The sequence below is a fragment of the Brucella sp. GW823-FHT04E01 genome, assembly GCF_058796175.1.
In genome coordinates, this window is record NZ_JBXAIK010000004.1 from 162581 (window position 1) to 184059 (window position 21479).

The following is a 21479-nucleotide window of genomic DNA, read 5'->3' on the forward strand; positions in this document are numbered from 1 at the left end:
AACTCCGCCCTTTGTCAATCGTATCAGCTCAAGGCTTCCGCGCTTCCTTGATCGCTTCGATCAGTTCCGGCTCTTTCATGACCCCGCCATAAAGCTTGGTGCCAATAACGAAGGAAGGCGTACCGCCGAAATTGAAGGCTTCGCCCTGATCCATGTTGCGCTCAAGAATGGCGTTGATGCGCTTGGAATCGGCTTTATAGGCTGCATTGAGCTTTGCCGGATCAAGCCCACCCTTCTTCAGTGCAGCATTCACCTGTTCCGGCGTAAGACGACCGGGCGTTGCCATCAAGGCTTCCATGGCCTTTACATAGTTGCCCGACTTTTCCGCAGCCAGAACGAGACGTGCGGCATAAGCCGACGTGTCGCCGAAGATGATCCAGTCCTTCATGACAAGGCGTACATTGCCGTCATTCTTGATCACGCGCATCAGCTCGCCATGCCCCTTCTTGCAATAGGGGCATTGGTAGTCGAAATATTCCACGATGGTCACGTTGCCGTTCGGATTGCCTAGAACCGGAATTTCCGTGTCATAGAGCACTTCCGCAACTGTCGGCACGCGCTGCGCAAGGCTTTTGCCGCCTGAAATCGCAATCGTTGCGGCACCGGCTGCCGTTGCGGCCAATATCTGACGACGGTTCATCATGAGCTTGCTCCTTTGCCCGATTGGGATTTATCCAACACGACGACACGCGCACCGGCGGTGGCGCGCTTGTAGAGATCGAGAATGTCCTGATTGTAGAGACGGATGCAGCCGGACGACGCAGCCTTGCCGACGGACCAGGGCTCGTTGGTGCCGTGAATGCGGTACAGCGTGTCCTTGCCATCACGATAAAGATAAAGCGCACGGGCACCGAGCGGGTTGCGGATGCCACCCTCAAGGCCATTCGCATATTTTGCGTAATGCTCCGGATTGCGCTTGATCATATTGGCTGTCGGCGTCCAGCGCGGCCACTGCGACTTGTATGCAAGCTTGGCATCGCCCTTGAAAGTCAGACCAGCGCGACCGACACCCACAGAATAACGGATCGCCTTGCCGCCCGGCTGCACGAGATAGAGATAGCGCGCATAGGGATCGACCACGATGGTGCCAACCGGCTCCGTCGTGGCATAATCGACTTCCCGGCGCAGATTGCGATCCGCAATCTTGCTGAGATCAAGTGCCGGAATGAGATTGCCGCGGTCGTTCACCGCGCCATACATGGTCTCATATTCGCTCTTGGCCGTTTGTACTTCCGGCGCCGGTTCGCTGACCGGTTCAACGGCAACAGGCTCCGGCGTGAAAGCAACAGTCTGCGGCATGGTAACGGCAATCGGTCGATCTGCGGATGCGGTCGTACATGCTGCGGCAGCAAAAGGCAGACAGGCAACCACAGCCATCCGTAGCAGCGATCTCCGTGCATCCGGCTTTTCATTCAGTACCATCAATTTCCTTGCCCCCGGGCCATCTCGAAATCCTTTATTTCTAGAGCATTTCCTGTTTTTCCTGAGCCATCGGAAATGCTCTATCTCTTTGTTTTTTCGCATTATCCGACGCAAAACCGCTTCGCAGTTTTGCTGGAAATGCTCTAGTCAGCGCTCACAAGGCCTACCGAACGTTCGATAGAGGCGGTCGTGACATCGCCCACCAGTCTGGTCCCCTCCGGTTCCTTGCTGATGCGATCGAAGAAGATCATCGTCGGCGGGCCGGCGACACCAAGCTTTGCCATAAGATCGGCATTGCCGCTGGTAAGCTGCGAAATATCCGCCTTGATGAGCTGATAGTCGCCCAGCGCCTTCTTCACGCTCGCGTCGGGCAAAACCCGGCGCTCCACGGTGGAGCAGCTTACGCACCAGTCCGCCGTGAAATAGACAAGCGTCGGCTTGTCGCCGCGCGCTTCAACAAGTTTCTCCTGAAGGGAAGAAACAGTCTCGACCGGCGCAAATTGCAGCGCGGCCAGATTCTGGTTGCCGCCACGGTTACCGAATGCGGCCAGCGGTTGCAACGGGTCTTTTCCGCCCGAAGCCACGCCGAGCATCAAAATGACGCCGTAAACGAAGGCTGCGGTGCCTATTGTGCGCGCCACAACGCTGCGCCCCGGAATCCTCAGAAACGCGAAACTTGCAGCCCCGAAAAGCAGGAGCGCCCACAGCACCATGTCCACGCCGGGCGGTAGAAGCGGGACGGCCATGAAGATTGCGGTTGCCAGAAAACCGAAGCCGAAAATCTGCTTCACCGTTTCCATCCATGCGCCTGCGCGCGGAAGCGTGCCAGCGCCAAGCGTGGCGAAAGCAATGAGCGGCAGTCCCTTGCCAATACCGAGCGCAAAGAGCGCGGAAGCGCCCAGAGCCACATTGGCCGTCTGCGCAATATAGAGCAGCGCGCCTGCAAGCGGTGCCGTCACGCAAGGGCCGACAATCAGCACGGACGAGAAACCGAGAATGGCAGCGGAACGTTTGGAACCTGTCCGTCGGCCCCCACTCTGTCCAGTGCGCGACGAAATTGCGCTGACCCATGAATTTGGAAGCTGTATCTGGAACAAGCCGAACATGGAAAGCGCCAGAAGCGTGAATAGTCCGGCCAGTGCAAGCGCGGTCCATTTCGACTGTAGCACCATCTGCAGGTTCTGCCCCGACCAGCCTGCAATTGCACCCACCACGGCAAAGCCCAGTGCGAGACTGACGACGTAGACGGCGGAAAGCACAAAACCACGCTTTGCCGTCAGCTTTTCACCTTCGCGGGCCAGCGTTCCGGCAAGGATCGGATAAATGGGGAAAACGCAGGGCGTGAAAGCAAGCAGAACACCGAAAGCCAGAAACGCCGCGATCACCAGCCCGGTGCCGCCCTGATCGAGCAGCCCTTCGACCATGCCTTTTTCGGGTGCAAGGGCAAACGCCGTATTCTGCTCAACGGTTGGCATAGCAGCTGGAGCAAATACCGATGCCTGCGTCAGCGCTTTGGCCTTCTGCCCCATTTCGCTGGATATGGCGAGCGTGACCGGATCGACTGTTCTGGTTTCCGGACGGTAGCAGATGCCGTCTTCCTGACAGCCCTGATAGGTCAGTTCCACCGGCTGTGCATCTGCTTTCACACTTGCTGTGGCATGGGTGTAATAGACTTCAAGCCGTCCGAAATTCGGATCGTCCTTGGGCTGGCCGGGCTGCGTATCGACGGCAAGCGCGTTTCCCTGCCCGTCCTTCGCCTCGATATGATCGCGATAAAGATAGTAACCGTCCGCGATCTGCCAGTTCAGCACGAGACGGCCATCCGTATCCTTCAGCACACTCAGGCGGAAAGCCTGATCGACCGGCAACGGGTTCGCTGCCGATGCCGGGCCAAGCGCGAGAAACAAACTGATGAATAAGCCAGCGAGGCCCGTAAAGAAACGCATTACGATTTTCCGCATAAATTCGATTCGGACAAATTGATCATGTTGCAAAAGGCGAATGCTCCGGCCACCTTAAGACAGCCTTAAGCTGGCGCGGTGAAAAGCCCGTGTGCTTCTAATTGTCAATGAAGGCGGAAACAGGAACTCATGCGCATACTCGTGGTAGAAGACGACGCGATCCTCCTCGACGGACTGACCGTAGGGTTGGGGCTTGCCGGTTTCACCGTGGATGCCGTTTCCAATTGCGGCGATGCGGAAGCAGCCCTTGCCGCCCAGAACTATCATGCCGTGGTGCTCGACCTGATGCTGCCCGATGGCTCGGGCCTCGACATCCTCAGAACGATGCGGCGCGGCCGCGACGAGACACCGGTGCTGTTGCTGACTGCCCGCGATCAGGTGCCCGAGCGCGTTGCCGGCCTTGATGCAGGTGCCGACGATTATGTCGGCAAGCCCTTCGACCTGCATGAGCTTGCAGCCCGCGTGCGCGCTGTCGCCCGACGCGGTGCCGGACGCGCCAATGCCCTGCTTGAATGGCGCGGCGTGGAACTGGACCCGGCGGAGATGTCGGTGCTTCTCCATGGTGAACCCGTCAGGCTGACCCGACGCGAATTCTCGATCCTGCGCGCCTTGATGGAACGGCCGACCGCCACCTTCTCCAAATCCTCACTGGAAGAAGCGCTTTATGGCTGGCAGGAGGAAGTGGAGAGCAACGCGGTGGAAGTCCATATCCATCATCTGCGCTCGAAACTCGGTTCGGATTATATCGAAACGGTGCGTGGGGTCGGCTACCGTCTGGCAGGGGCAGGCGCATGAATTCCATCCGCAGCCGCCTGACCGGCATCCTGATCGGCGTTACCTGCCTCGTCTGGCTTTTCGCGGTGGTATGGATCCATATCAGCACCCAGTCACAGCTTGAAAAAGTACTCGATGCGCGCCTGATGGAGGCCGCACGCATGGTCAATTCGCTTTTGACCGAGCACCGTGTGGAGGTTGGCCCGGAAGGTGATGGCGGGCAATTGTCGCTGAAGCCAATGCCGGATTTTCCGCTTTATGACCGGCAGCTGTTCTGTCAGATATGGGCGCTTGACGGCAAGCTGGTGGGACGTTCCGAAAGTGCGCCCGGCGTGCGGCTCACCAATGTCGCAAACGGCTTTTCCGATACGGAAGTTGCGGGTGATCGCTGGCGTGTATTCGCTGTCGAAAATACCCAGCTCGGCCTGCGTGTCATGGTCGGCGACAGCCTGAGCGTTCGTGAAAGGCTGGTGCAGAACGTCGTGGCGGGCCTCGTGCTGCCAGCCCTGCTGATGCTACCTGTTCTGGCGCTCATGATCTGGCTGTGCGTGCGACGCGGTCTCGACCCGCTGAGCCGCCTTGCGTCCGTGCTTTCCAAACGGCAGGCGCAGGATCTGCGACCGCTGCCCGAACAGAACCTGCCCAAGGAGATCGCACCCGCCGTCACCGCGCTGAACGGGCTTTTCCATCGCGTTGAAGAGGCTCGCGAGCGCGAGCGCAACTTTGCGATCTTTGCCGCGCATGAGCTGAAGACGCCGCTCGCCGGACTGAAGACGCAGGCACAGATTGCCGAAGGTGCGAAGGATGAAAAAATGCGCGCCAATGCAGTGCGCCAGATCGCGGCGGGCGTCGACCGCACCAGCCGCCTCACCAACCAGCTTCTGGATCTGGCAGCGCTTGAAACCAGCGATGAGACTGAAGCACCAGCATGCGAACCTGTGTGCCAGCTTCTGGTTGCGGTTTCCACCGACATGCGGATGCTCGCAGTCCAGCGCGGCATTTCCATCGAATTGCCAGACAACATGCCGCTGGTGCAGTTGCCCTCCCCGCATCTCTTCACGCTTGCTGCCCGCAACCTGATCGAAAATGCCGTCAATCACTCGCCCAGGGATGGCGCCGTGCGCTGCCGGATCGAAGCTGAAGCGGGCAAAGTCAGGCTCACTGTCGAGGATAATGGACCTGGCATTCCCGACAGCGAAATGCCGCATGTAACCGAGCGTTTCTTCCGCGGCGCGCATCGCAACGAAACCGGCAGCGGCCTTGGCCTCGCAATTGTGAAAATGGCGGCAGAACGGATGGGTGGCGAATTGCAGCTGCAAAACCGCTCACAAGGCGGGTTAAGCGCATCAATCATCGTGCCGGGCACGATTGTCGAATGACATAATACTGCGTCCCGCATCATGATCCGGCTGAAGCGGAATATTGACGAATCCTGAGCAAGGCTCTCTTCCCTATTTTTCGGGCCTTCTGGCAGCTGTCTTTGATTTAGATCAATGACAGCTGCTCTCTAAGCGCTGATAGGAAACCTATCGCTATTGCTGTCTCATCCGAGATGGCTCTTGTCATGCGCTGCGAGGGGATTTCATGAACTACGCCGCTGGAACAGTCCTTTCCGGTCTGGGAGCACTTTTTGCCGTGCTTCTGGCCGGATTTTCCCATGATGAGCTGTTCAGAACCCATATGTGGATTCTGTTCGCTACACTGGCCATCTTCACCATTCTTCTGATGCGAAATGCCGATTACGGCCTGACGCCGAAAAAGGTCGACCAGTCCACCTATATGGACGGCCCGATCCGATACGGTGTCATCGCGACGGTTTTCTGGGGAGTGACCGGTTTTCTGGTCGGTGTGGTTATCGCCGCGCAGCTCGCCTTTCCAGATCTCAATCTGGAACCTTACCTGAACTTTGGCCGCCTGCGTCCGCTGCATACCTCTGCGGTTGTTTTTGCGTTTGGCGGAAACATCCTGATCGCGTCATCGTTCTATGTCGTGCAGCGCACTTGCCGCGCCCGCCTCATCGGCGGTGATCTCGCATGGTTCGTATTCTGGGGCTATCAGCTCTTCATCGTCATGGCTGCGACCGGCTATCTGCTCGGCATCACGCAGAGCCGTGAATATGCAGAACCGGAATGGTATGTCGACATCTGGCTCACCATCGTCTGGGTCGCCTATCTGGTCGTGTTCCTCGGCACGATCCTGAAGCGCAAAGAGCCGCATATCTATGTGGCGAACTGGTTCTACCTGTCCTTCATCATCACCATCGCCATGCTGCACATCATCAACAATCTGGCGATCCCGGTCTCCTTCCTCGGCGTGAAAAGCTATTCGGCTTTCTCCGGCGTTCAGGATGCTGTGACGCAGTGGTGGTATGGCCATAACGCCGTTGCCTTCTTCCTGACCGTGCCATTCCTGGCCATGATGTACTATTTCGTGCCCAAGCAGGCAGAGCGTCCGATCTACTCCTACCGCCTGTCGATCGTGCACTTCTGGTCGATCATCTTCCTCTATATCTGGGCTGGTCCGCACCATCTGCATTACACCGCCGTTCCCGATTGGGCGCAGACGCTGGGCATGGTGTTCTCCATCATGCTGTGGATGCCGTCCTGGGGTGGCATGATCAACGGTCTGATGACGCTTTCCGGCGCATGGGACAAGGTCCGTACCGATCCGATCATCCGCCTGATGGTTGCAGCTATCGCCTTCTACGGCATGGCGACCTTTGAAGGCCCGATGCTTTCGATCAAGGCCGTCAATTCGTTGTCGCACTATACGGACTGGACCATCGGTCACGTTCATGCGGGTGCGCTCGGCTGGAACGGCATGATCACCTTTGCCGCCGTCTATTATCTCGCACCAAAGCTGTGGAACCGCCAGCGGCTCTATTCGATCCGCATGGTCAACTGGCACTTCTGGCTGGCGACGCTCGGCATCGTTCTCTATGCGGCGGCCATGTGGGTTGCCGGTATCCAGCAGGGCTTGATGTGGCGCGAATACGACGATCAGGGCTTCCTCGTCTATTCCTTCGCGGAAACCGTGCTCGCCATGTTCCCATATTACGTCATCCGTACGCTTGGCGGCGTGCTCTACCTCGCCGGTGGCTTCGTGATGGCCTGGAACGTCTATCAGACCATTCGCGGCAATCTGCGCAACGAAGCCCCAATGGGCGGTGCGAAGCCTGCAACTGGCACCACCATGCAGCCTGCCGAATAAGGAGCGTGTGATTTATGTCGATACTAAAGAACCACTCCAAGCTGGAGAAAAACGCAACGCTGCTGCTGATCGCATCGCTCGCCGTGGTCACGGTCGGTGGCATCGTTGAAATCGCGCCGCTCTTCTATCTCGAGAACACAATCGAGAAGGTGGAGGGCATGCGCCCCTACTCGCCGCTGGAACTCGCGGGCCGTGACGTCTATGTGCGTGAAGGCTGCTACCTTTGCCACAGCCAGATGATCCGTCCGTTCCGCGACGAGGTGGAACGCTACGGTCATTACAGCCTTGCTGCGGAATCCATGTACGATCATTCGTTCCAGTGGGGTTCCAAGCGCACGGGGCCTGACCTTGCGCGCGTCGGTGGCCGCTATTCGAACGAATGGCACGTGCAGCACCTTGTCCGTCCGCGTGACGTGGTGCCGGAATCGGTCATGCCAAGCTACGCCTTCCTGAAGAACCGTCCGCTGGACGCCTCCAACATTGCTGGCAATCTGAAGGCTAATGTGGCGGTCGGCGTGCCCTACAGCCAGGAAATGATCGACAGCGCGCTGGACGATCTTAAGGCACAGGCTACGCCCGATGCCGATACTTCCGGTGTAGAGGCCCGCTATCCCAAGGCCAAGCTCGGTGATTTCGACGGCAATCCGCAGATGATCTCGGAGATGGACGCACTCATCGCCTATCTCCAGATGCTCGGCACGCTGGTCGACTTCTCGACCTACGACCAGTCCCCCAAAGCGAGATAAAGCGGAGATTTAGCGATGGATTACAATACCATGCGCACGTTCGCCGATAGCTGGGGTTTGCTCGGCATGGCGCTCTTTTTCCTCTTCGTCGTCTTCTACGCCTTCCGGCCAGGCAGCAAGCAGATAGCCGACCACGCGAAGGACATTCCTTTCAAGGATGACGCAAATGACTGACAAGCAAATTGACGATGTCACCGGCGTAGCGACGACCGGCCACGAATGGGACGGCATCAAGGAACTCGACAATCCAATGCCCCGCTGGTGGCTGTGGACATTCTACGCCACCATTTTCTGGGCGATCGCCTATGTCATCGCCTATCCCGCCTGGCCGCTGATTTCCAGCTCCACCGGCGGCGTGCTCGGCTGGTCGAGTCGTGGCGCCTTCTGGGAAGAAACCGCCAAGATCGACAGCGAGCGCCAGGGCATTATCGACCAGATCAAGGCCAAGGACGTGCACGAGATTCTGGCTGATGAAAACCTGCGCCAATATGCGATTGCCGGTGGCGCTGCTGCCTTCCGCGTCAACTGCGTGCAGTGCCACGGTTCTGGCGCACAGGGCGCACCCGGCTATCCGAACCTCAACGATGACGACTGGCTGTGGGGCGGTTCCATCGACGACGTTCTGACGACCATTCGTCATGGTGTGCGCTCGAAGGACGATGCCGACACCCGCGTTTCCGAAATGCCGGCTTTTGTCGACGTGCTGGAACCACAGCAGATTCGCGATGTCGCTGCCTATGTGGTGAGCCTCTCCGGCACGCCGCACAATCCGGAAATGGTGCCGGAAGGCAAGAAGGTGTTTGCCGAAAACTGTGCTGTCTGCCATGGCGCGGATGCCAAGGGCCTGCGTGAGTTCGGTGCGCCGAACCTGACAGACGCCATCTGGTTCTATGGTTCCGGCGAGGACGCCATCGTGCGTCAGGTATCGCATCCCAAGCATGGCGTCATGCCTGCATGGGAAACACGCCTCGGCGATGCGACCGTCAAGCAGCTTGCCATCTTCGTCCATTCGCTGGGCGGTGGTGAGTAACAATAACTGCCCCCCGCATCGGAACCGATGCGGGGGCCAGATGCTCCCGGCTTAAACGGCAGGTCGGGATACACTTCAAACCACTGCATTGGAACGGACGGCGAATAACCACCCCGCTCTCAATTGTTGCAAGTGCGATCATTCCGGGAAACCAGCTTCTGTCTTTCCGGGATCACGCTTCAGGAGCAAGGCAAATGTCAGACGATGTCGAACGCATTGACGTTCAGGCAGTCAATTCCCCCAAGACCCGGCAGTCGCTTTATGCGGCGCGGGTGAAGATTTTTCCGAAGCGTGTGCAGGGCGAGTTCCGGCGCTTCAAATGGATTGTCATGCTCATTACACTGGGCATCTACTATCTGACGCCCTGGCTGCGCTGGGATCGCGGTCCCTATGCGCCCGATCAGGCGGTGCTGATCGATCTTGCCAATCGCCGCTTCTATTTCTTCTTTGTCGAAATCTGGCCGCAGGAATTCTACTACGTCGCAGGACTGCTTATCATGGCGGGTCTCGGCCTGTTTCTTGTAACCTCCGTCGCGGGCCGCGCCTGGTGTGGATATACATGTCCGCAGACCGTCTGGGTCGATCTCTATCTGGTCGTCGAGCGCGCCATCGAAGGCGACCGCAATGCGCGCATGAAACTCGACAAGGCACCTTGGACCTTCGACAAGGTCTGGAAGCGGGTTGCCAAACACTCCGTCTGGATCGTCATCGGTGTTCTGACCGGCGGCGCATGGATTTTCTATTTCGCCGATGCGCCGAAGCTGCTCATGGATTTCGTGACAGGTCAGGCCGCACCCGTCGCCTATTTCACCGTCGCCATCCTCACCGCCACCACCTATATTTTCGGCGGGCTGATGCGCGAGCAGGTCTGCACCTATATGTGCCCGTGGCCACGCATTCAGGCTGCGATGCTGGACGAAAATTCGCTCACCGTCACCTATAATGACTGGCGCGGCGAGCCACGCTCACGCCATTCCAAGAAGGCGATTGCCGCAGGCGAAACCGTGGGCGACTGCGTGGATTGCAATGCCTGTGTCGCTGCCTGCCCGATGGGTATCGACATTCGCGACGGCCAGCAGCTGGAATGCATCACCTGTGCGCTGTGCATCGATGCCTGCAATTCGGTGATGGACAAGATCGACAAGCCGCGCGGTCTCATCTCCTATGCAACGCTTGCCGATTACGACTTCAACATGGCGCTGGCGACCAATAATGGCACGGCTCCTATCGATCCGGCACGCGTCTACAAGGCGCCGAACAGCTTCTCGGACAAGGTGCAGAACCTGTCGTGGAAGAAGGTGTTGCGTCCGCGCAGCATGTTCTACTTCGCCGTATGGGCGCTGATCGGCCTTACACTCGTCATCTCGCTTTCGACGCGCCAGCGCATCGGCATCAACGTGTTGCATGATCGCACGCCGCAATATGTGCTTTTGTCGGACGGATCGATCCGCAATGGCTACACGGTCAAGCTGCTCAACATGATCCCGACGCCGCGCACCTTCCGCCTTTCCATTGAGGGCCTGCCGGGGGCAACACTGACGGTGCAAGACGAAACAGCGGATACAAACGGTAATTACGATGTTCCGGTGGAGCCGGACCGTCTGAAGACATTGCGTGTCTTCGTCACCATGCCGCATGATGCGATTACCGATCATCGCAAGGACTATGAAATCGAAGTGCGTGACGCAAACGGTGCGGAACATGCACGTTACAAGGCAACTTTCATGGCACCGGAGGGCAGATAATGTCGATCAAGTCGAAAACTCCAGGCACGTTTACCGGCTGGCATATGCTGGGCATCATGCTCGCTTTCTTCGGTGTCATTATCGCCGTCAATCTGACCATGGCCTATAATGCCATCCATAGCTGGAGCGGGCTGGTGGTGAAGAACACCTATGTCGCCAGTCAGGAGTTCAACGACAAGGCACAGACCGGCAAGGAGCAGGCCGCGCTGCAATGGCAGTCGAAGCCTGCTTTTGAAAGCGGCGTCTTCACCTGGCAGCTGGCCGATCGTGACGGCAAGGCCGTTGGCCTGACCGGTGGCACGGTTGAGTTCAAGCGCCCGGTTGGCGATGTGAACGACACCAAGGTCACGCTGACAGTCCGCGAACCCGGCATACTGACCGCTCCGCTGGAACTTGGCGAAGGCGCCTGGATCATGGAAGTGAATGCCGATGCCGGTCTTGAAGACCCCTATCGCCACATCATCCGCGTTCTTGTGAAGGACGGGAGGATACTATGAGCTGCTGCGTCGAGAATGCACAGATAGCGACCGTCGTTCAGGCCGTCTCTGTAGATGAAATGCAGGTCGCAAGCCGTGCGCTTGGAGACGGCTTTCGCCAGCTCGACCTGTCGGTTCCCGGTGTTCATTGTGGCCTGTGCATCAAGAACATCGAGGAGACACTCGGCAAGATCGCGGGCGTTGCCTATGTCCGCGTCAACCTGACGGCGCGCCGCGTCACCGTGCGCTGGAAAGATGGCGAGACGCCGCCAGATGTGGTCAATCCGCTGCGCAGGCTCGGTTATGAAGCGCATATCTTCGACATGGCGCAGGACAAGGATCCGACCTTCACGCGGCTCCTGATCGCACTTGGCGTCGCGGCCTTTGCTTCGAGCAATGTGATGCTTTTATCGGTCGCGGTCTGGTCGGGCGCGGATGCCGCGACGCGCGACATGTTTCACTGGATTTCCAGCCTTATCGCCCTGCCGACGCTGATCTATTCAGGCCGCATTTTCTATGTTTCAGCTTGGAATGCACTGCGCGCACGACGCGTGAACATGGATGTGCCGATTGCACTCGCAATCACGCTTGCCTTCGGCATGAGCGTTTATGAGACGATGAACCATGGCCAGCACGCCTATTTCGACGCATCGGTGACACTGCTGTTCTTCCTGCTGATCGGCCGCACGCTCGATTACATGATGCGCGCCCGTGCCCGTTCCGCCGTGCGCGGTCTGGCGCAGCTCGGCAGCCGCGGCGCGGTGGTGATCGGCGAGAATGACGAACGCAATTACCTGCCGGTCAACGAAATCCGCCCCGGAATGCGCATCATCCTTGCAGCAGGTGAGCGCGTACCTGTCGATGCCAAGGTGGAAGAAGGCCGTTCAGAACTTGATTGCGCCATTGCATCGGGTGAAAGCGATGCCGTGCCTGTCGGGCCCGGCTCGGATATCCGCGCAGGCACACTTAATCTTTCCACGCCTCTTATCATCCGCGCGACAGCGGAAGCCAAGGATTCCTTCCTCGCTGAAATGGTGCGGCTGATGGATGTCGCCGAAGGTGGCCGCGCTTACTATCGCCGTCTCGCCGACCGCGCTTCTGAACTCTACGTGCCGATGGTCCATACGATTGCCTTTGCGGCCTTTGTCGGTTGGATGATCTACACCGGTGGCGACTGGTATCGCTCCATCTATATCGCGATCTGCACCCTCATCATCACCTGCCCTTGCGCGCTCGCCCTTGCAGTGCCGATTGTGCAGGTGGTTGCGGCCCGTCGCCTGTTTGAAAACGGCATCATGATCAAGGACGGCTCCGCCATGGAGCGGATGGCCGAGATCGACACTGCCATTTTCGACAAGACCGGCACATTGACCCTCGGTCAGCCGAGACTGATTGATGCCGATGCGATTGATCCCCACAATCTCGAAATCGCAGCCGAGCTGTCGCTTTATTCGCGCCATCCTTTGTCGCGCGCACTTGCGCTGTTCTCGGGCGCAAAACCGATGACCGCATTTACCCGTATCGAGGAAGTGCCGGGCGCAGGCATCGAAGCAGAGCTCAACGGCTCCATCTATCGGCTTGGCAAGCGGGACTGGGCGGATGGTACCGCTGTCATGCCTCATGCAGATGGCCCCGAAACCTGTCTTTCCATTGATGGCAAGCTGGTTGAAACCTTCCGCTTTGAAGATCAGCCGCGCGAAGACGCTGCCGGAGCCATCGCCACACTGAAGCGCAACGGCCTGAAGCTTGGCATCATTTCCGGCGACAGGCTGCCTGCCGTCGAGAGGCTTGCAGGCTATCTCGGCGTCGACAATTTTCAGGCTCAGGTACTGCCTGCCGATAAGTCGGAGCTGGTGCAGAAGCTGTCGAGCGAAGGCAACAAGGTTTTGATGGTCGGCGACGGATTGAACGATGCTCCGGCCCTTGTCGCCGCCCATGTTTCCATGGCCCCGGCGACGGCAGCCGACATTGGCCGCAATGCAGCGGATTTCGTCTTTCTGCGCGAAAGCTTGTCGGCAGTACCGCTTGCCTTTGCCGTCTCGAAGGAAGCGGGCCGGTTGATCAGCCAGAATTTTGCGCTTTCCATCGGCTATAATATCATAGCCGTGCCGATTGCGATTTTCGGCTATGTCACCCCGCTGGTGGCTGCACTTTCGATGTCGCTGTCGTCCATCGTAGTCGTCAGCAACGCATTGCGGTTGCGGGCCGGAAAACAAAAGCAACAGACGCAGAAGACTATCGCGCCTGTTGCTATCATCAAGGAAGCGCACAAATGAGCGGACTTCTCTTTCTCATTCCCATCGCGCTGTTTCTGGGCCTGCTTGGCCTTGTCGCCTTTCTCTGGTCGTTGAAGAACGGCCAGTACGACGATCTGGATGGAGCAGCCAGTCGCATCCTGTTGGACGACGAGTCTAAGCCACTATCAAAATAGCTCTGAGATCATTGACATTCGTGCCGGTTGGCCCCGGTACGAACAGATCGCCGATGGCGTCGAATGCCGTCCATGCATCATTGGCGTTGAGCCGCGCCGCGCCATCCTCGCCCGCTTTTTGCAGACGCAAAACAGTGGAACCATCAGCAAAGGCTCCTGCATTGTCCTCCGATCCGTCGATACCATCCGTGTCGGCGGCCAGCGCATGGATATTGTCATAACCATCAATATCGAGGGCAAAAGACAGCAGGAACTCGCTGTTGCGTCCACCCTTGCCGCCCTTGCCGCGAATGGTGACGGTCGTCTCACCGCCTGACAGAATGACCACTGGCTTCCTGAATGGGCGGTCACGGTCGGCCACCTCGCGGGCAATCGCCGCATGAACATGCGCCACTTCCCGCGCCTCGCCTTCCATCGCATCGGAGAGAATCACCGCTTCGACGCCATGACGCGCGGCTTCCTTCACTGCCGCTTCCAGCGAAACAGCAGCGGAAGCAATGACGCGCACTTCGTTCCTCGCAAAAACCTTGTCATCCGGCTTTGGCGCGTGAGCCTTCTCGCTCTTGATGTGCGCAAGCACAGCATCGGGCAGTTCCAGTCTATAGCGTTCGATGATCTTCAAAGCCTCATCGCGGTTTGTCTCGTCCGGCACAGTTGGGCCGGAAGCCACGAAGGCCGGATTATCGCCCGGAATATCCGAGACAACGAGCGAGAACACCTTTGCCGGATGGGCGGCTGCGGCGAGCCTGCCACCCTTGATCGTCGACAGATGTTTGCGGACCGCATTCATCGCCGAAATCGGCGCACCCGACGCAAGCAGGATCTTGTTGACCGCGATTTCGTCCTCAAGCGTCAGCCCGTCCGGCGGCGAGGGCAACAAGGCAGACCCACCACCGGAAACAAGCGCCACCACGAGGTCATCTTCGGTGAGGTTGGACACAGCATCGAACAGTCGCTTCGAGGCTTGAAGCCCTGCAGCATCGGGAACCGGATGCGCGGCTTCGATGATTTCGATACGCGCGCAGGGCGCGCCATAACCATAGCGCGTGACCACAATACCCTCGATTGGCGCGTCCTCGCCCTCATGCCGCTCAGCCCAGGCACACTCGAAAGCCGCCGCCATCTGCGCCGAGCCCTTACCCGCACCGATGACAATCGTGCGTCCCTTCGGCTTGGCCGGAAGATTGGCGCGGATCACCAGTTCGGGATCGGCAGCCGCAACAGCGGCATCGAAAAGGCTGGTCAGAAATTTCTTTGGATCGGCAATCGTGGTCATGAGTTTCCCGGTCTTGATTATCGTTTGACGGCACTATTCCGCGCTACACGTATAAAATCAATGGAGCCGGCCACTTCCTCCAAGCAGCCAGCTCCACCCCTCTCCCTCCAGAGAAGTCAGGTCTGTTTTAGCACCACAGTTGCAAACTCGTCAGGCCGTGGCGAAAAGAGTGATTTTCGAGCAACGGAGCGGAGCGTACTTAAGGGTACGTGAGCACCGGAGCGCAAAAAATTGCTCTTTGCAGTCCGGCATCACGAGGAATGCAGCTGTAGTGTCAGGCGACGTCGTGGTTCGCCATTCTCTCCAGAGCACGCACCAGACCCGAATGGTCGAGACCATCATCGCCATGCGCCGCGCAGGAATTGAACAGTTCCTGTGCCGTGGCAGTGTTCGGCAGCGAAACACCGAGCGCCTTTGCGCCTTGCAGCGCAAGGTTCAAGTCCTTCTGGTGCAGCGAAATGCGGAAGCCCGGATCGAAAGTACGCTTGATCATGCGTTCGCCATGCACTTCGAGAATGCGGGACGATGCAAAGCCACCCATCAGAGCTTCGCGCACCTTTGCCGGGTCTGCGCCTGCCTTGGAAGCGAAAACCAATGCTTCGGCGACAGCCTCGATATTGAGTGCGACGATGATCTGGTTTGCAACCTTGGTGGTCTGGCCATCACCGCAATCGCCGACGAGCGTGATGTTCTTGCCCATGAGCTTCAGGAGCGGCAGAGCGCGGTCGAACGATTCCTGCGAGCCGCCAGCCATGATGGAGAGGCTGGCATTCTTCGCGCCGACCTCACCGCCCGAAACCGGTGCATCGACATATTCGCCACCTGTCGCACGGACCTTCTTCGCAAATTCCTTCGTCTCGATGGGGGAAATCGAGCTCATGTCGATGAGCAACTTGCCTTTGCCAAGGCCACCGATCGCGCCGCCCTCGCCGAAGATAACTTCGGCTACCTGCGGCGTGTCCGGCAGCATGAGGATAATGGTGTCGCACTCTTCGGCAACAGCCTTCGGCGTTTCCAGAATTTGCAGACCGTTGTCGATCAGCTCCTGGCGCGGTGGAGGATTGAACCGGGAGGTGAAGAGCTGATGTCCCGCATCCTGCAAATGACGCGCCATCGGCGTGCCCATGATCCCCAGTCCGATGAAGCCTATCTTGGCCATGTCGCTTACTCCCTAATCAAATTTATGCGGTCAGCCGTTCTTTATGCGGTCAGCCGTTCGGCTTCATGGTTCTTGAACCAGCCGAGGCCTTCTTCAGTGGTGGTCTTCGGCTTGTATTCGCAGCCGATCCAGCCCTTGTATCCGGCGTTTTTCAGTGCTTCGAACACGTTCGGATAATTGATCTCACCGGTGCCCGGCTCATTGCGGCCCGGATTGTCGGCGAGCTGAACATGGGCAATCAGCGGCTTGTAACGTTCATACGTTGCAACCAGCTCGCCGCGTGTCCGCTGCTGATGGTAGAGATCGTACTGGATGAACAGGTTGTTGCTGCCCACTTCGTCGATGATCGAGACCGCCTGCTCCACCGTGTTGAGATAGAAGCCCGGAATATCATAGTGGTTGATCGGCTCGATCAGCAGGCGAATGCCATGCTTGCCCAGTTCCTTTGCCGCCAGACGCAGATTGCTGACAAAAGTGGCGCGCAAAACGTCCGGATCGACACCTTGCGGGGCAATGCCGGAAAGGCAGTTGACCTGCGAACAGTTGAGCGTCGTGGCATAATCGATGGCATCGGCCACACCGCGCCGGAAATCATCGACGCGATCCGGCAGAACCGCAATGCCACGCTCGCCGCCAGCCCAATTGCCCGCAGGCAGATTGTGCAGGACCTGCGCCAGATTATGCTTGGTCAGCGCCGCCTTCAGCTCATGCCGGTTGAACTCGTAAGGGAAGAGATATTCCACCCCGGTGAAACCGGCCTTTGCGGCCAGTGCGAAGCGGTCCATGAAAGGCACTTCATTGAAGAGCATTGTGAGATTGGCTGCAAATCTCGGCATTTTCGCCTCCTTGTAATTCTCTATTTGCGCAATTGCGGACAAAACCGGGAATTGCTCTTAATCCAAAAGCGCTGCGATAGCGGTCGGCGCATCTTCGCCACGTTCGGCCAGTTCCTCGAATTCGACAACCTGATCGATGTCGACACCCATGGAAATATTGGTAACGCGTTCCAGGATGAATTCCAGAACCACCGGCACCTGATGCTCCGCCATAAGCGCTTTTGCCTGTTCAAAACTTTCGGCAAACTGGTTGGGGCTGCGAACCCGGATCGCCTTGCAGCCGAGGCCTTCGGCGACAGCTACGTGATCGACGCCATAGCCCTTTTCCGCGTCGCCATTGGCATTGATGTTGTCGAAGGCGAGGCTCACCTCGAAATCCATGTTGAAGCCGCGCTGCGCCTGGCGGATGAGGCCGAGATAGGAATTGTTCACGACCACATGAATGTAGGGCAGCTTGTGCTGTGCGCCGACCGCCAGTTCCTCGATCATGAACTGGAAATCATAGTCGCCGGAAAGCGCAACAATCGGACGGTCAGGATCGGCAGCACGCACGCCGAGCGCTGCTGGCAGCGTCCAGCCGAGCGGACCGGCCTGACCGCAATTGATCCAGTTGCGTGGGCGATAGACATGCAGGAACTGCGCACCCGCAATCTGGCTGAGGCCAATGGTCGTGACATAGCAGGTATCGCGACCGAACGCCTTGTTCATCTCCTCATAAACGCGCTGCGGCTTGAGCGGCGTCTGGTCGAAATGTGTCTTGCGCAGCATGGTGCGCTTGCGTTCGCCACATTCCTTGGCCCAGTCCGACCAGTCGCGCAGCTTGCCGGCAGACTTCCATTCGGTCGCAACGTCCAGCAGCAGCTTCAGCGCCTTGCCTGCGTCGGAAACGATACCGAAGTCCGGTGCAAAGACACGGCCGATCTGCGTCGGCTCAATGTCGATATGGATGAACTTGCGATCTTTCTTATAGGTGTCGACATTACCCGTATGACGGTTTGCCCAGCGGTTGCCGATGCCGATGACGACATCGGAGGCCAGCAGATTGGCATTGCCATAGCGGTGCGAGGTCTGCAGACCGCACATGCCTGCCATCAGGCGATGGTCGTCGGGAATGACGCCCCAGCCCATCAGGGTCGGGATGACCGGAATGCCTGTGATTTCGGCGAACTCAACCAGAAGATCGGACGCATCGGCATTGATGATGCCGCCACCAGCAACGATCAGCGGACGTTCCGCCTCGTTCAGCATGGCGAGCGCCTTTTCCGCCTGCGCCCGCGTAGCAGCAGGCTTGTAGGCTTCCATCGGCTGGTAAGTGTCGATGTCGAATTCGATTTCGGCAAGCTGGACGTCAATCGGCAGGTCGATCAGAACCGGGCCGGGACGGCCCGACTTCATGATGTGAAACGCCTTCTGGAAAACAAAAGGCACCAATGCGGGCTCCATAACCGTGACCGCCCACTTGGTGACAGGGGCTGCGATCTTGGCGATATCGACCGCCTGAAAGTCTTCCTTGTCCAGACGCGCACGTGGCGCCTGACCCGTAATGCAGAGGATCGGGATCGAGTCGGCGGAAGCCGAATAGAGACCCGTGATCATATCCGTTCCGGCGGGGCCGGAGGTGCCGATGCAGACGCCAAGATTGCCATGCTTTGCGCGGGTATAGCCCTCGGCCATATGCGAAGCACCTTCGACATGACGCGCCAGTATGTGGCGGATCGAGCCGCGCGCTTTCATCGCCGAATAAAATGGATTGATCGCTGCGCCCGGTACACCGAAAGCACAATTGATCCCTTCTCTTTCCAGCACAAGCACGGCTGCATCGACTGCACGCATTCTGGCCATGACGGCTCCCTCCTCAAGCGGCGTCCGTTCCTGTGGAACGGCTATTGCCGCTTTGTTTCTTTTTCTCACGCATTTCCAGACGCAAACGGCTTACGCACTTTTGCTGGAAATGCTCCGTGGAATTAATCTCCATTTACAAAAGCTAATATCAAAAAATGGAAATGCATACCATTATACGGAAATAAAGATTTTCAACGGAATGGAGATAATCCGCCGATGCCTTTCCGAGTAGCAATGGATGCGATAGTGGTAATTCGTGAGTTTAGAGCGTGGTTCGATCTGATTGAATCAGATCACGCTCTAACTGTTTGTTTTGACGCGCATCTTGTCCGAAAACCGTTTCACACTTTTCGGGATGCGCTCTAAGGCGGGATTCGGAGACGATGATGGAACAGGCAAAGGTAAAGCGGGGCCGCAAGGCGGCGGAAAACGCCGCGCCCTCGTCTGTGCAGGTTCTGGACCGAAGCCTGAAGCTGCTGGCATTAATCGCCGAAAATGACGGTTCGACACTGACCGACCTTGCCGATGAAAGCGGTATGGCGCCCTCCACCGTGCACCGCCTTCTATCGTCGTTGGCAAATCATGGTATGGTTTCCCACGATCTGGAAAGCGGAGACTGGACCATCGGCGTCAAGGCTTTCGAAATCGGCAATGCCTTTCGCCGGTTCCGCAAGCTCGGCATTCTGGCGCGGCCTTATCTCAAGACATTGATGGAAACGAGCGGCGAAACCGCCAATATCGGCGTCGAGGACGGCGGCGATGTCGTGTTCATCTCGCAGATCGAAAGCCATGCGCCGATGCGCGCCTTTTTCCGGCCCGGGCGGCGCGGGCCCATCCATGCATCCGGCATTGGCAAGGCCATATTGTCCACCTGGTCGGACAAGGAAATCGCGCACGCTCTTTCGGGGCGCACGCTTGAACATTTCACGCAGCGCACGCTCGACAGCCTGCCAGCGCTCTTGAAAGACATTCAGGCAACCCGCACCCGTGGCTGGTCGATTGATGATGAAGAACATACGCTCGGCATGTGCTGCATCGCCGCTCCCATCTTCAATGAATATGGCGAGGCGATTGCTGGTATTTCCGTTTCCGGCCCTGCGGTGCGCCTGCCGAAAAAGAGGCTCGAGGAGTTCGGGCCGCTGATCCGCTCCACCGCCGACGAGCTGACCCGTGCCATGGGCGGCAAACGCCCGGAAGAGTTTTAATAAAAAGACCCGCAGCGGATCGCTCCGCCACGGGTCATCCTCCTCCAAGGATTGGAGTAATCAGGCCAGTTCTGCCTTGAGCGGCTTGCCAGCCACATAGGTTTCGACGATGGCGCGGTCATCGCCCAGCGTCTGCAACAGGAACAGTTCCTGCTCCAGCGTCGCGCCAGCCGCCATGCGAAGCCGCATCGGCGATGTGGCTGATGAATCCAGCACCACGATATCGGCTTCCGTGCCCTCGTCGAGCGTACCGATCTTGTCTTCCATCGACAGCGCACGGGCATTGCCCAGCGTCATCATGTAGAATGACTGGAACGGGTTCAGACGCTGTTCGCGCAGCTGCAGGACTTTGTAACCCTCGTCCATAGTGCGCAGCATGGAGAAACTGGTGCCACCACCAACATCGGTCGCCACCGCCATGCGCACGCCCGATTCTTTTAAGCGGTCGCGATCGAAAAGACCCGAGCCGAGGAACATATTTGAAGTCGGGCAGAACACGGCAATCGAACCGGTTTCCGCCATGACGCGCACTTCGCGCGGCTCCAGATGGATCGAATGGCCAAGCAGGGTCTTGTCACCCAATAGACCGTAATGCTCGTATATGCCGAGATAATCCGGTGCATCGGGATAAAGCGACTTGGTGAAAGAGATTTCGTCGTGATTTTCCGAAAGATGCGTCTGGATGTAGCTGCCGGGATGCTCACGAACAAGCGCCTGGCTTGCCTCAAGCTGCTCCGGTGTGGACGTAATGGCAAAGCGCGGGGTGATCACATAATCGAGGCGGCCTTTGCCCTGCCAGCGTGCGATCAGCGCCTTCGTATCGTCATAGCCGGACTTTGCCGTGTCGCAGAGTGCTGGCGGCGCATTGCGATCCATCATGACCTTGCCGCCGAGCATGCGCATGTTGCGATGTTGCGAGGCGCGGAAATAGGCATCGACGCTCTGCGGATGTACCGAGCAGTAAGCAACCGCCGTGGTGGTGCCGTGGCGGATCAGCTCGTCAAGAAAGCGCTCCGCAATGAATTCGGCATGCTGCTCATCGGCAAATTTCTGTTCAGCGACGAACGTATAGGTATTGAGCCACTCCAGCAGATTGGCTGCATAAGAAGCGACCACCTGCGTCTGCGGATAATGGATATGCGTATCGATGAAACCGGGCAGGATCAGGTGCGGGCGATGGTCGGCGACGTTGACGTCGTTGCCTGCCATGCTGCTTACTTCAGCATAGTCCCCGACGTGCTGGATGCGGCCATCTTCGACAAGAACAGCGCCGTCTTCGATATAGCGGTAAGCGGCATTGTCATCGAGGCTCTGCGGTTCGTCACGAAAGGTCAGCACGCGGCCGCGGATAAGAAGCTTGGTCATT

Annotated in this window: 19 protein-coding genes; 11 read left to right on the forward strand and 8 right to left on the reverse strand. The window is 58.2% G+C overall.

Features of this window, described 5'->3' with window-relative positions; translation table 11 throughout:
- Positions 1 to 28 precede the first annotated feature (28 nt).
- The 3 genes from AC1RHM_RS15985 to dsbD form a co-directional block, all read right to left on the reverse strand.
- Positions 29 to 643: a DsbA family protein gene (locus AC1RHM_RS15985; protein ID WP_492332598.1), complete on the reverse strand. Its 615-nt coding sequence runs from the start codon at positions 641 to 643 to the stop codon at positions 29 to 31.
- Positions 640 to 1422 (reverse strand): L,D-transpeptidase, encoded by a 783-nt coding sequence (locus AC1RHM_RS15990; protein ID WP_226622396.1) that lies wholly within the window; start codon positions 1420 to 1422, stop codon positions 640 to 642. Before AC1RHM_RS15990 ends, AC1RHM_RS15985 begins: the two co-directional genes overlap by 4 nt.
- Positions 1423 to 1565: 143 nt before the next feature.
- Entirely contained in the window at positions 1566 to 3368 is a 1803-nt protein-coding gene (gene dsbD / locus AC1RHM_RS15995; protein WP_492332599.1) for a protein-disulfide reductase DsbD, read from the reverse strand.
- Between the two features lie 144 nt (positions 3369 to 3512).
- Here dsbD and AC1RHM_RS16000 point away from each other — a divergent pair, with 144 nt between their 5' ends.
- The 10 genes from AC1RHM_RS16000 to ccoS all read left to right on the forward strand — a co-directional run bounded on the left by AC1RHM_RS16000 (position 3513) and on the right by ccoS (position 13795).
- Positions 3513 to 4178 (forward strand): response regulator, encoded by a 666-nt coding sequence (locus AC1RHM_RS16000; protein ID WP_151576875.1) that lies wholly within the window; start codon positions 3513 to 3515, stop codon positions 4176 to 4178.
- Positions 4175 to 5536, forward strand: coding sequence for an ATP-binding protein (locus tag AC1RHM_RS16005; RefSeq protein WP_010658293.1), 1362 nt, complete (start codon positions 4175 to 4177; stop codon positions 5534 to 5536). Before AC1RHM_RS16000 ends, AC1RHM_RS16005 begins: the two co-directional genes overlap by 4 nt.
- Positions 5537 to 5741: 205 nt before the next feature.
- Positions 5742 to 7367 carry a cytochrome-c oxidase, cbb3-type subunit I gene (gene ccoN, locus AC1RHM_RS16010; RefSeq protein ID WP_010658292.1) on the forward strand — a complete coding sequence of 542 codons (1626 nt, stop codon included), beginning with the start codon at positions 5742 to 5744 and terminating at the stop codon, positions 7365 to 7367.
- 14 nt (positions 7368 to 7381) lie between these two features.
- Positions 7382 to 8113: a cytochrome-c oxidase, cbb3-type subunit II gene (gene ccoO / locus AC1RHM_RS16015; protein WP_010658291.1), complete on the forward strand. Its 732-nt coding sequence runs from the start codon at positions 7382 to 7384 to the stop codon at positions 8111 to 8113.
- Positions 8114 to 8128: 15 nt separating this feature from the next.
- A complete protein-coding gene (locus AC1RHM_RS16020) occupies positions 8129 to 8287 on the forward strand; it encodes a CcoQ/FixQ family Cbb3-type cytochrome c oxidase assembly chaperone (protein ID WP_010658290.1) in 159 nt (52 codons plus the stop codon).
- Positions 8280 to 9143 (forward strand): cytochrome-c oxidase, cbb3-type subunit III, encoded by an 864-nt coding sequence (gene ccoP, locus AC1RHM_RS16025; protein WP_010658289.1) that lies wholly within the window; start codon positions 8280 to 8282, stop codon positions 9141 to 9143. Before AC1RHM_RS16020 ends, ccoP begins: the two co-directional genes overlap by 8 nt.
- A 194-nt stretch (positions 9144 to 9337) precedes the next feature.
- Positions 9338 to 10888 carry a cytochrome c oxidase accessory protein CcoG gene (gene ccoG / locus AC1RHM_RS16030; protein WP_010658288.1) on the forward strand — a complete coding sequence of 517 codons (1551 nt, stop codon included), beginning with the start codon at positions 9338 to 9340 and terminating at the stop codon, positions 10886 to 10888.
- Positions 10888 to 11385, forward strand: coding sequence for a FixH family protein (locus tag AC1RHM_RS16035; protein WP_010658287.1), 498 nt, complete (start codon positions 10888 to 10890; stop codon positions 11383 to 11385). Before ccoG ends, AC1RHM_RS16035 begins: the two co-directional genes overlap by 1 nt.
- Positions 11382 to 13640, forward strand: coding sequence for a cation-translocating P-type ATPase (locus tag AC1RHM_RS16040; RefSeq protein ID WP_492332600.1), 2259 nt, complete (start codon positions 11382 to 11384; stop codon positions 13638 to 13640). The genes AC1RHM_RS16035 and AC1RHM_RS16040 overlap by 4 nt, the downstream gene beginning before the upstream one ends.
- A complete protein-coding gene (gene ccoS, locus AC1RHM_RS16045) occupies positions 13637 to 13795 on the forward strand; it encodes a cbb3-type cytochrome oxidase assembly protein CcoS (RefSeq protein WP_010658285.1) in 159 nt (52 codons plus the stop codon). Before AC1RHM_RS16040 ends, ccoS begins: the two co-directional genes overlap by 4 nt.
- Here the strand turns inward: ccoS and AC1RHM_RS16050 are convergent.
- The 4 genes from AC1RHM_RS16050 to gcl form a co-directional block, all read right to left on the reverse strand.
- Positions 13776 to 15071: a glycerate kinase type-2 family protein gene (locus AC1RHM_RS16050; protein ID WP_010658284.1), complete on the reverse strand. Its 1296-nt coding sequence runs from the start codon at positions 15069 to 15071 to the stop codon at positions 13776 to 13778. The two genes, ccoS and AC1RHM_RS16050, sit on opposite strands and share 20 nt — an antisense overlap.
- A gap of 274 nt (positions 15072 to 15345) precedes the next feature.
- Positions 15346 to 16230: a 2-hydroxy-3-oxopropionate reductase gene (locus tag AC1RHM_RS16055; protein WP_029925676.1), complete on the reverse strand. Its 885-nt coding sequence runs from the start codon at positions 16228 to 16230 to the stop codon at positions 15346 to 15348.
- 41 nt (positions 16231 to 16271) lie between these two features.
- Positions 16272 to 17066, reverse strand: a complete 795-nt coding sequence (gene hyi, locus AC1RHM_RS16060; protein ID WP_010658282.1) for a hydroxypyruvate isomerase — start codon at positions 17064 to 17066, stop codon at positions 16272 to 16274.
- Positions 17067 to 17123: 57 nt separating this feature from the next.
- A complete protein-coding gene (gene gcl / locus AC1RHM_RS16065) occupies positions 17124 to 18908 on the reverse strand; it encodes a glyoxylate carboligase (RefSeq protein ID WP_029925678.1) in 1785 nt (594 codons plus the stop codon).
- A gap of 386 nt (positions 18909 to 19294) precedes the next feature.
- Between gcl and AC1RHM_RS16070 the strand changes: the two genes are divergently transcribed.
- Positions 19295 to 20113 carry an IclR family transcriptional regulator gene (locus tag AC1RHM_RS16070; RefSeq protein WP_010658280.1) on the forward strand — a complete coding sequence of 273 codons (819 nt, stop codon included), beginning with the start codon at positions 19295 to 19297 and terminating at the stop codon, positions 20111 to 20113.
- Positions 20114 to 20173: 60 nt separating this feature from the next.
- On the opposite strand, the gene guaD is transcribed toward AC1RHM_RS16070, so the two are convergent.
- Positions 20174 to 21478, reverse strand: coding sequence for a guanine deaminase (gene guaD, locus AC1RHM_RS16075; protein WP_151895674.1), 1305 nt, complete (start codon positions 21476 to 21478; stop codon positions 20174 to 20176).
- Position 21479 lies beyond the last annotated feature (1 nt).

Excerpts from the sequence above, each read along its gene's own strand:
- hyi (WP_010658282.1), bottom strand. The coding sequence starts at position 17,066 with ATGCCGAGATTTGCAGCCAATCTCACAATGCTCTTCAATGAAGTGCCT.
- AC1RHM_RS16070 (WP_010658280.1), top strand. The coding sequence starts at position 19,295 with ATGGAACAGGCAAAGGTAAAGCGGGGCCGCAAGGCGGCGGAAAACGCC.
- gcl (WP_029925678.1), bottom strand. The coding sequence starts at position 18,908 with ATGGCCAGAATGCGTGCAGTCGATGCAGCCGTGCTTGTGCTGGAAAGA.
- guaD (WP_151895674.1), bottom strand. The coding sequence starts at position 21,478 with ATGACCAAGCTTCTTATCCGCGGCCGCGTGCTGACCTTTCGTGACGAA.
- AC1RHM_RS16050 (WP_010658284.1), bottom strand. The coding sequence starts at position 15,071 with ATGACCACGATTGCCGATCCAAAGAAATTTCTGACCAGCCTTTTCGAT.
- ccoS (WP_010658285.1), top strand. The coding sequence starts at position 13,637 with ATGAGCGGACTTCTCTTTCTCATTCCCATCGCGCTGTTTCTGGGCCTG.
- ccoN (WP_010658292.1), top strand. The coding sequence starts at position 5,742 with ATGAACTACGCCGCTGGAACAGTCCTTTCCGGTCTGGGAGCACTTTTT.
- ccoP (WP_010658289.1), top strand. The coding sequence starts at position 8,280 with ATGACTGACAAGCAAATTGACGATGTCACCGGCGTAGCGACGACCGGC.
- AC1RHM_RS16040 (WP_492332600.1), top strand. The coding sequence starts at position 11,382 with ATGAGCTGCTGCGTCGAGAATGCACAGATAGCGACCGTCGTTCAGGCC.
- ccoG (WP_010658288.1), top strand. The coding sequence starts at position 9,338 with ATGTCAGACGATGTCGAACGCATTGACGTTCAGGCAGTCAATTCCCCC.
- AC1RHM_RS16020 (WP_010658290.1), top strand. The coding sequence starts at position 8,129 with ATGGATTACAATACCATGCGCACGTTCGCCGATAGCTGGGGTTTGCTC.
- AC1RHM_RS15985 (WP_492332598.1), bottom strand. The coding sequence starts at position 643 with ATGATGAACCGTCGTCAGATATTGGCCGCAACGGCAGCCGGTGCCGCA.
- dsbD (WP_492332599.1), bottom strand. The coding sequence starts at position 3,368 with ATGCGTTTCTTTACGGGCCTCGCTGGCTTATTCATCAGTTTGTTTCTC.
- AC1RHM_RS16000 (WP_151576875.1), top strand. The coding sequence starts at position 3,513 with ATGCGCATACTCGTGGTAGAAGACGACGCGATCCTCCTCGACGGACTG.
- AC1RHM_RS16035 (WP_010658287.1), top strand. The coding sequence starts at position 10,888 with ATGTCGATCAAGTCGAAAACTCCAGGCACGTTTACCGGCTGGCATATG.
- AC1RHM_RS16005 (WP_010658293.1), top strand. The coding sequence starts at position 4,175 with ATGAATTCCATCCGCAGCCGCCTGACCGGCATCCTGATCGGCGTTACC.
- AC1RHM_RS15990 (WP_226622396.1), bottom strand. The coding sequence starts at position 1,422 with ATGGTACTGAATGAAAAGCCGGATGCACGGAGATCGCTGCTACGGATG.
- AC1RHM_RS16055 (WP_029925676.1), bottom strand. The coding sequence starts at position 16,230 with ATGGCCAAGATAGGCTTCATCGGACTGGGGATCATGGGCACGCCGATG.
- ccoO (WP_010658291.1), top strand. The coding sequence starts at position 7,382 with ATGTCGATACTAAAGAACCACTCCAAGCTGGAGAAAAACGCAACGCTG.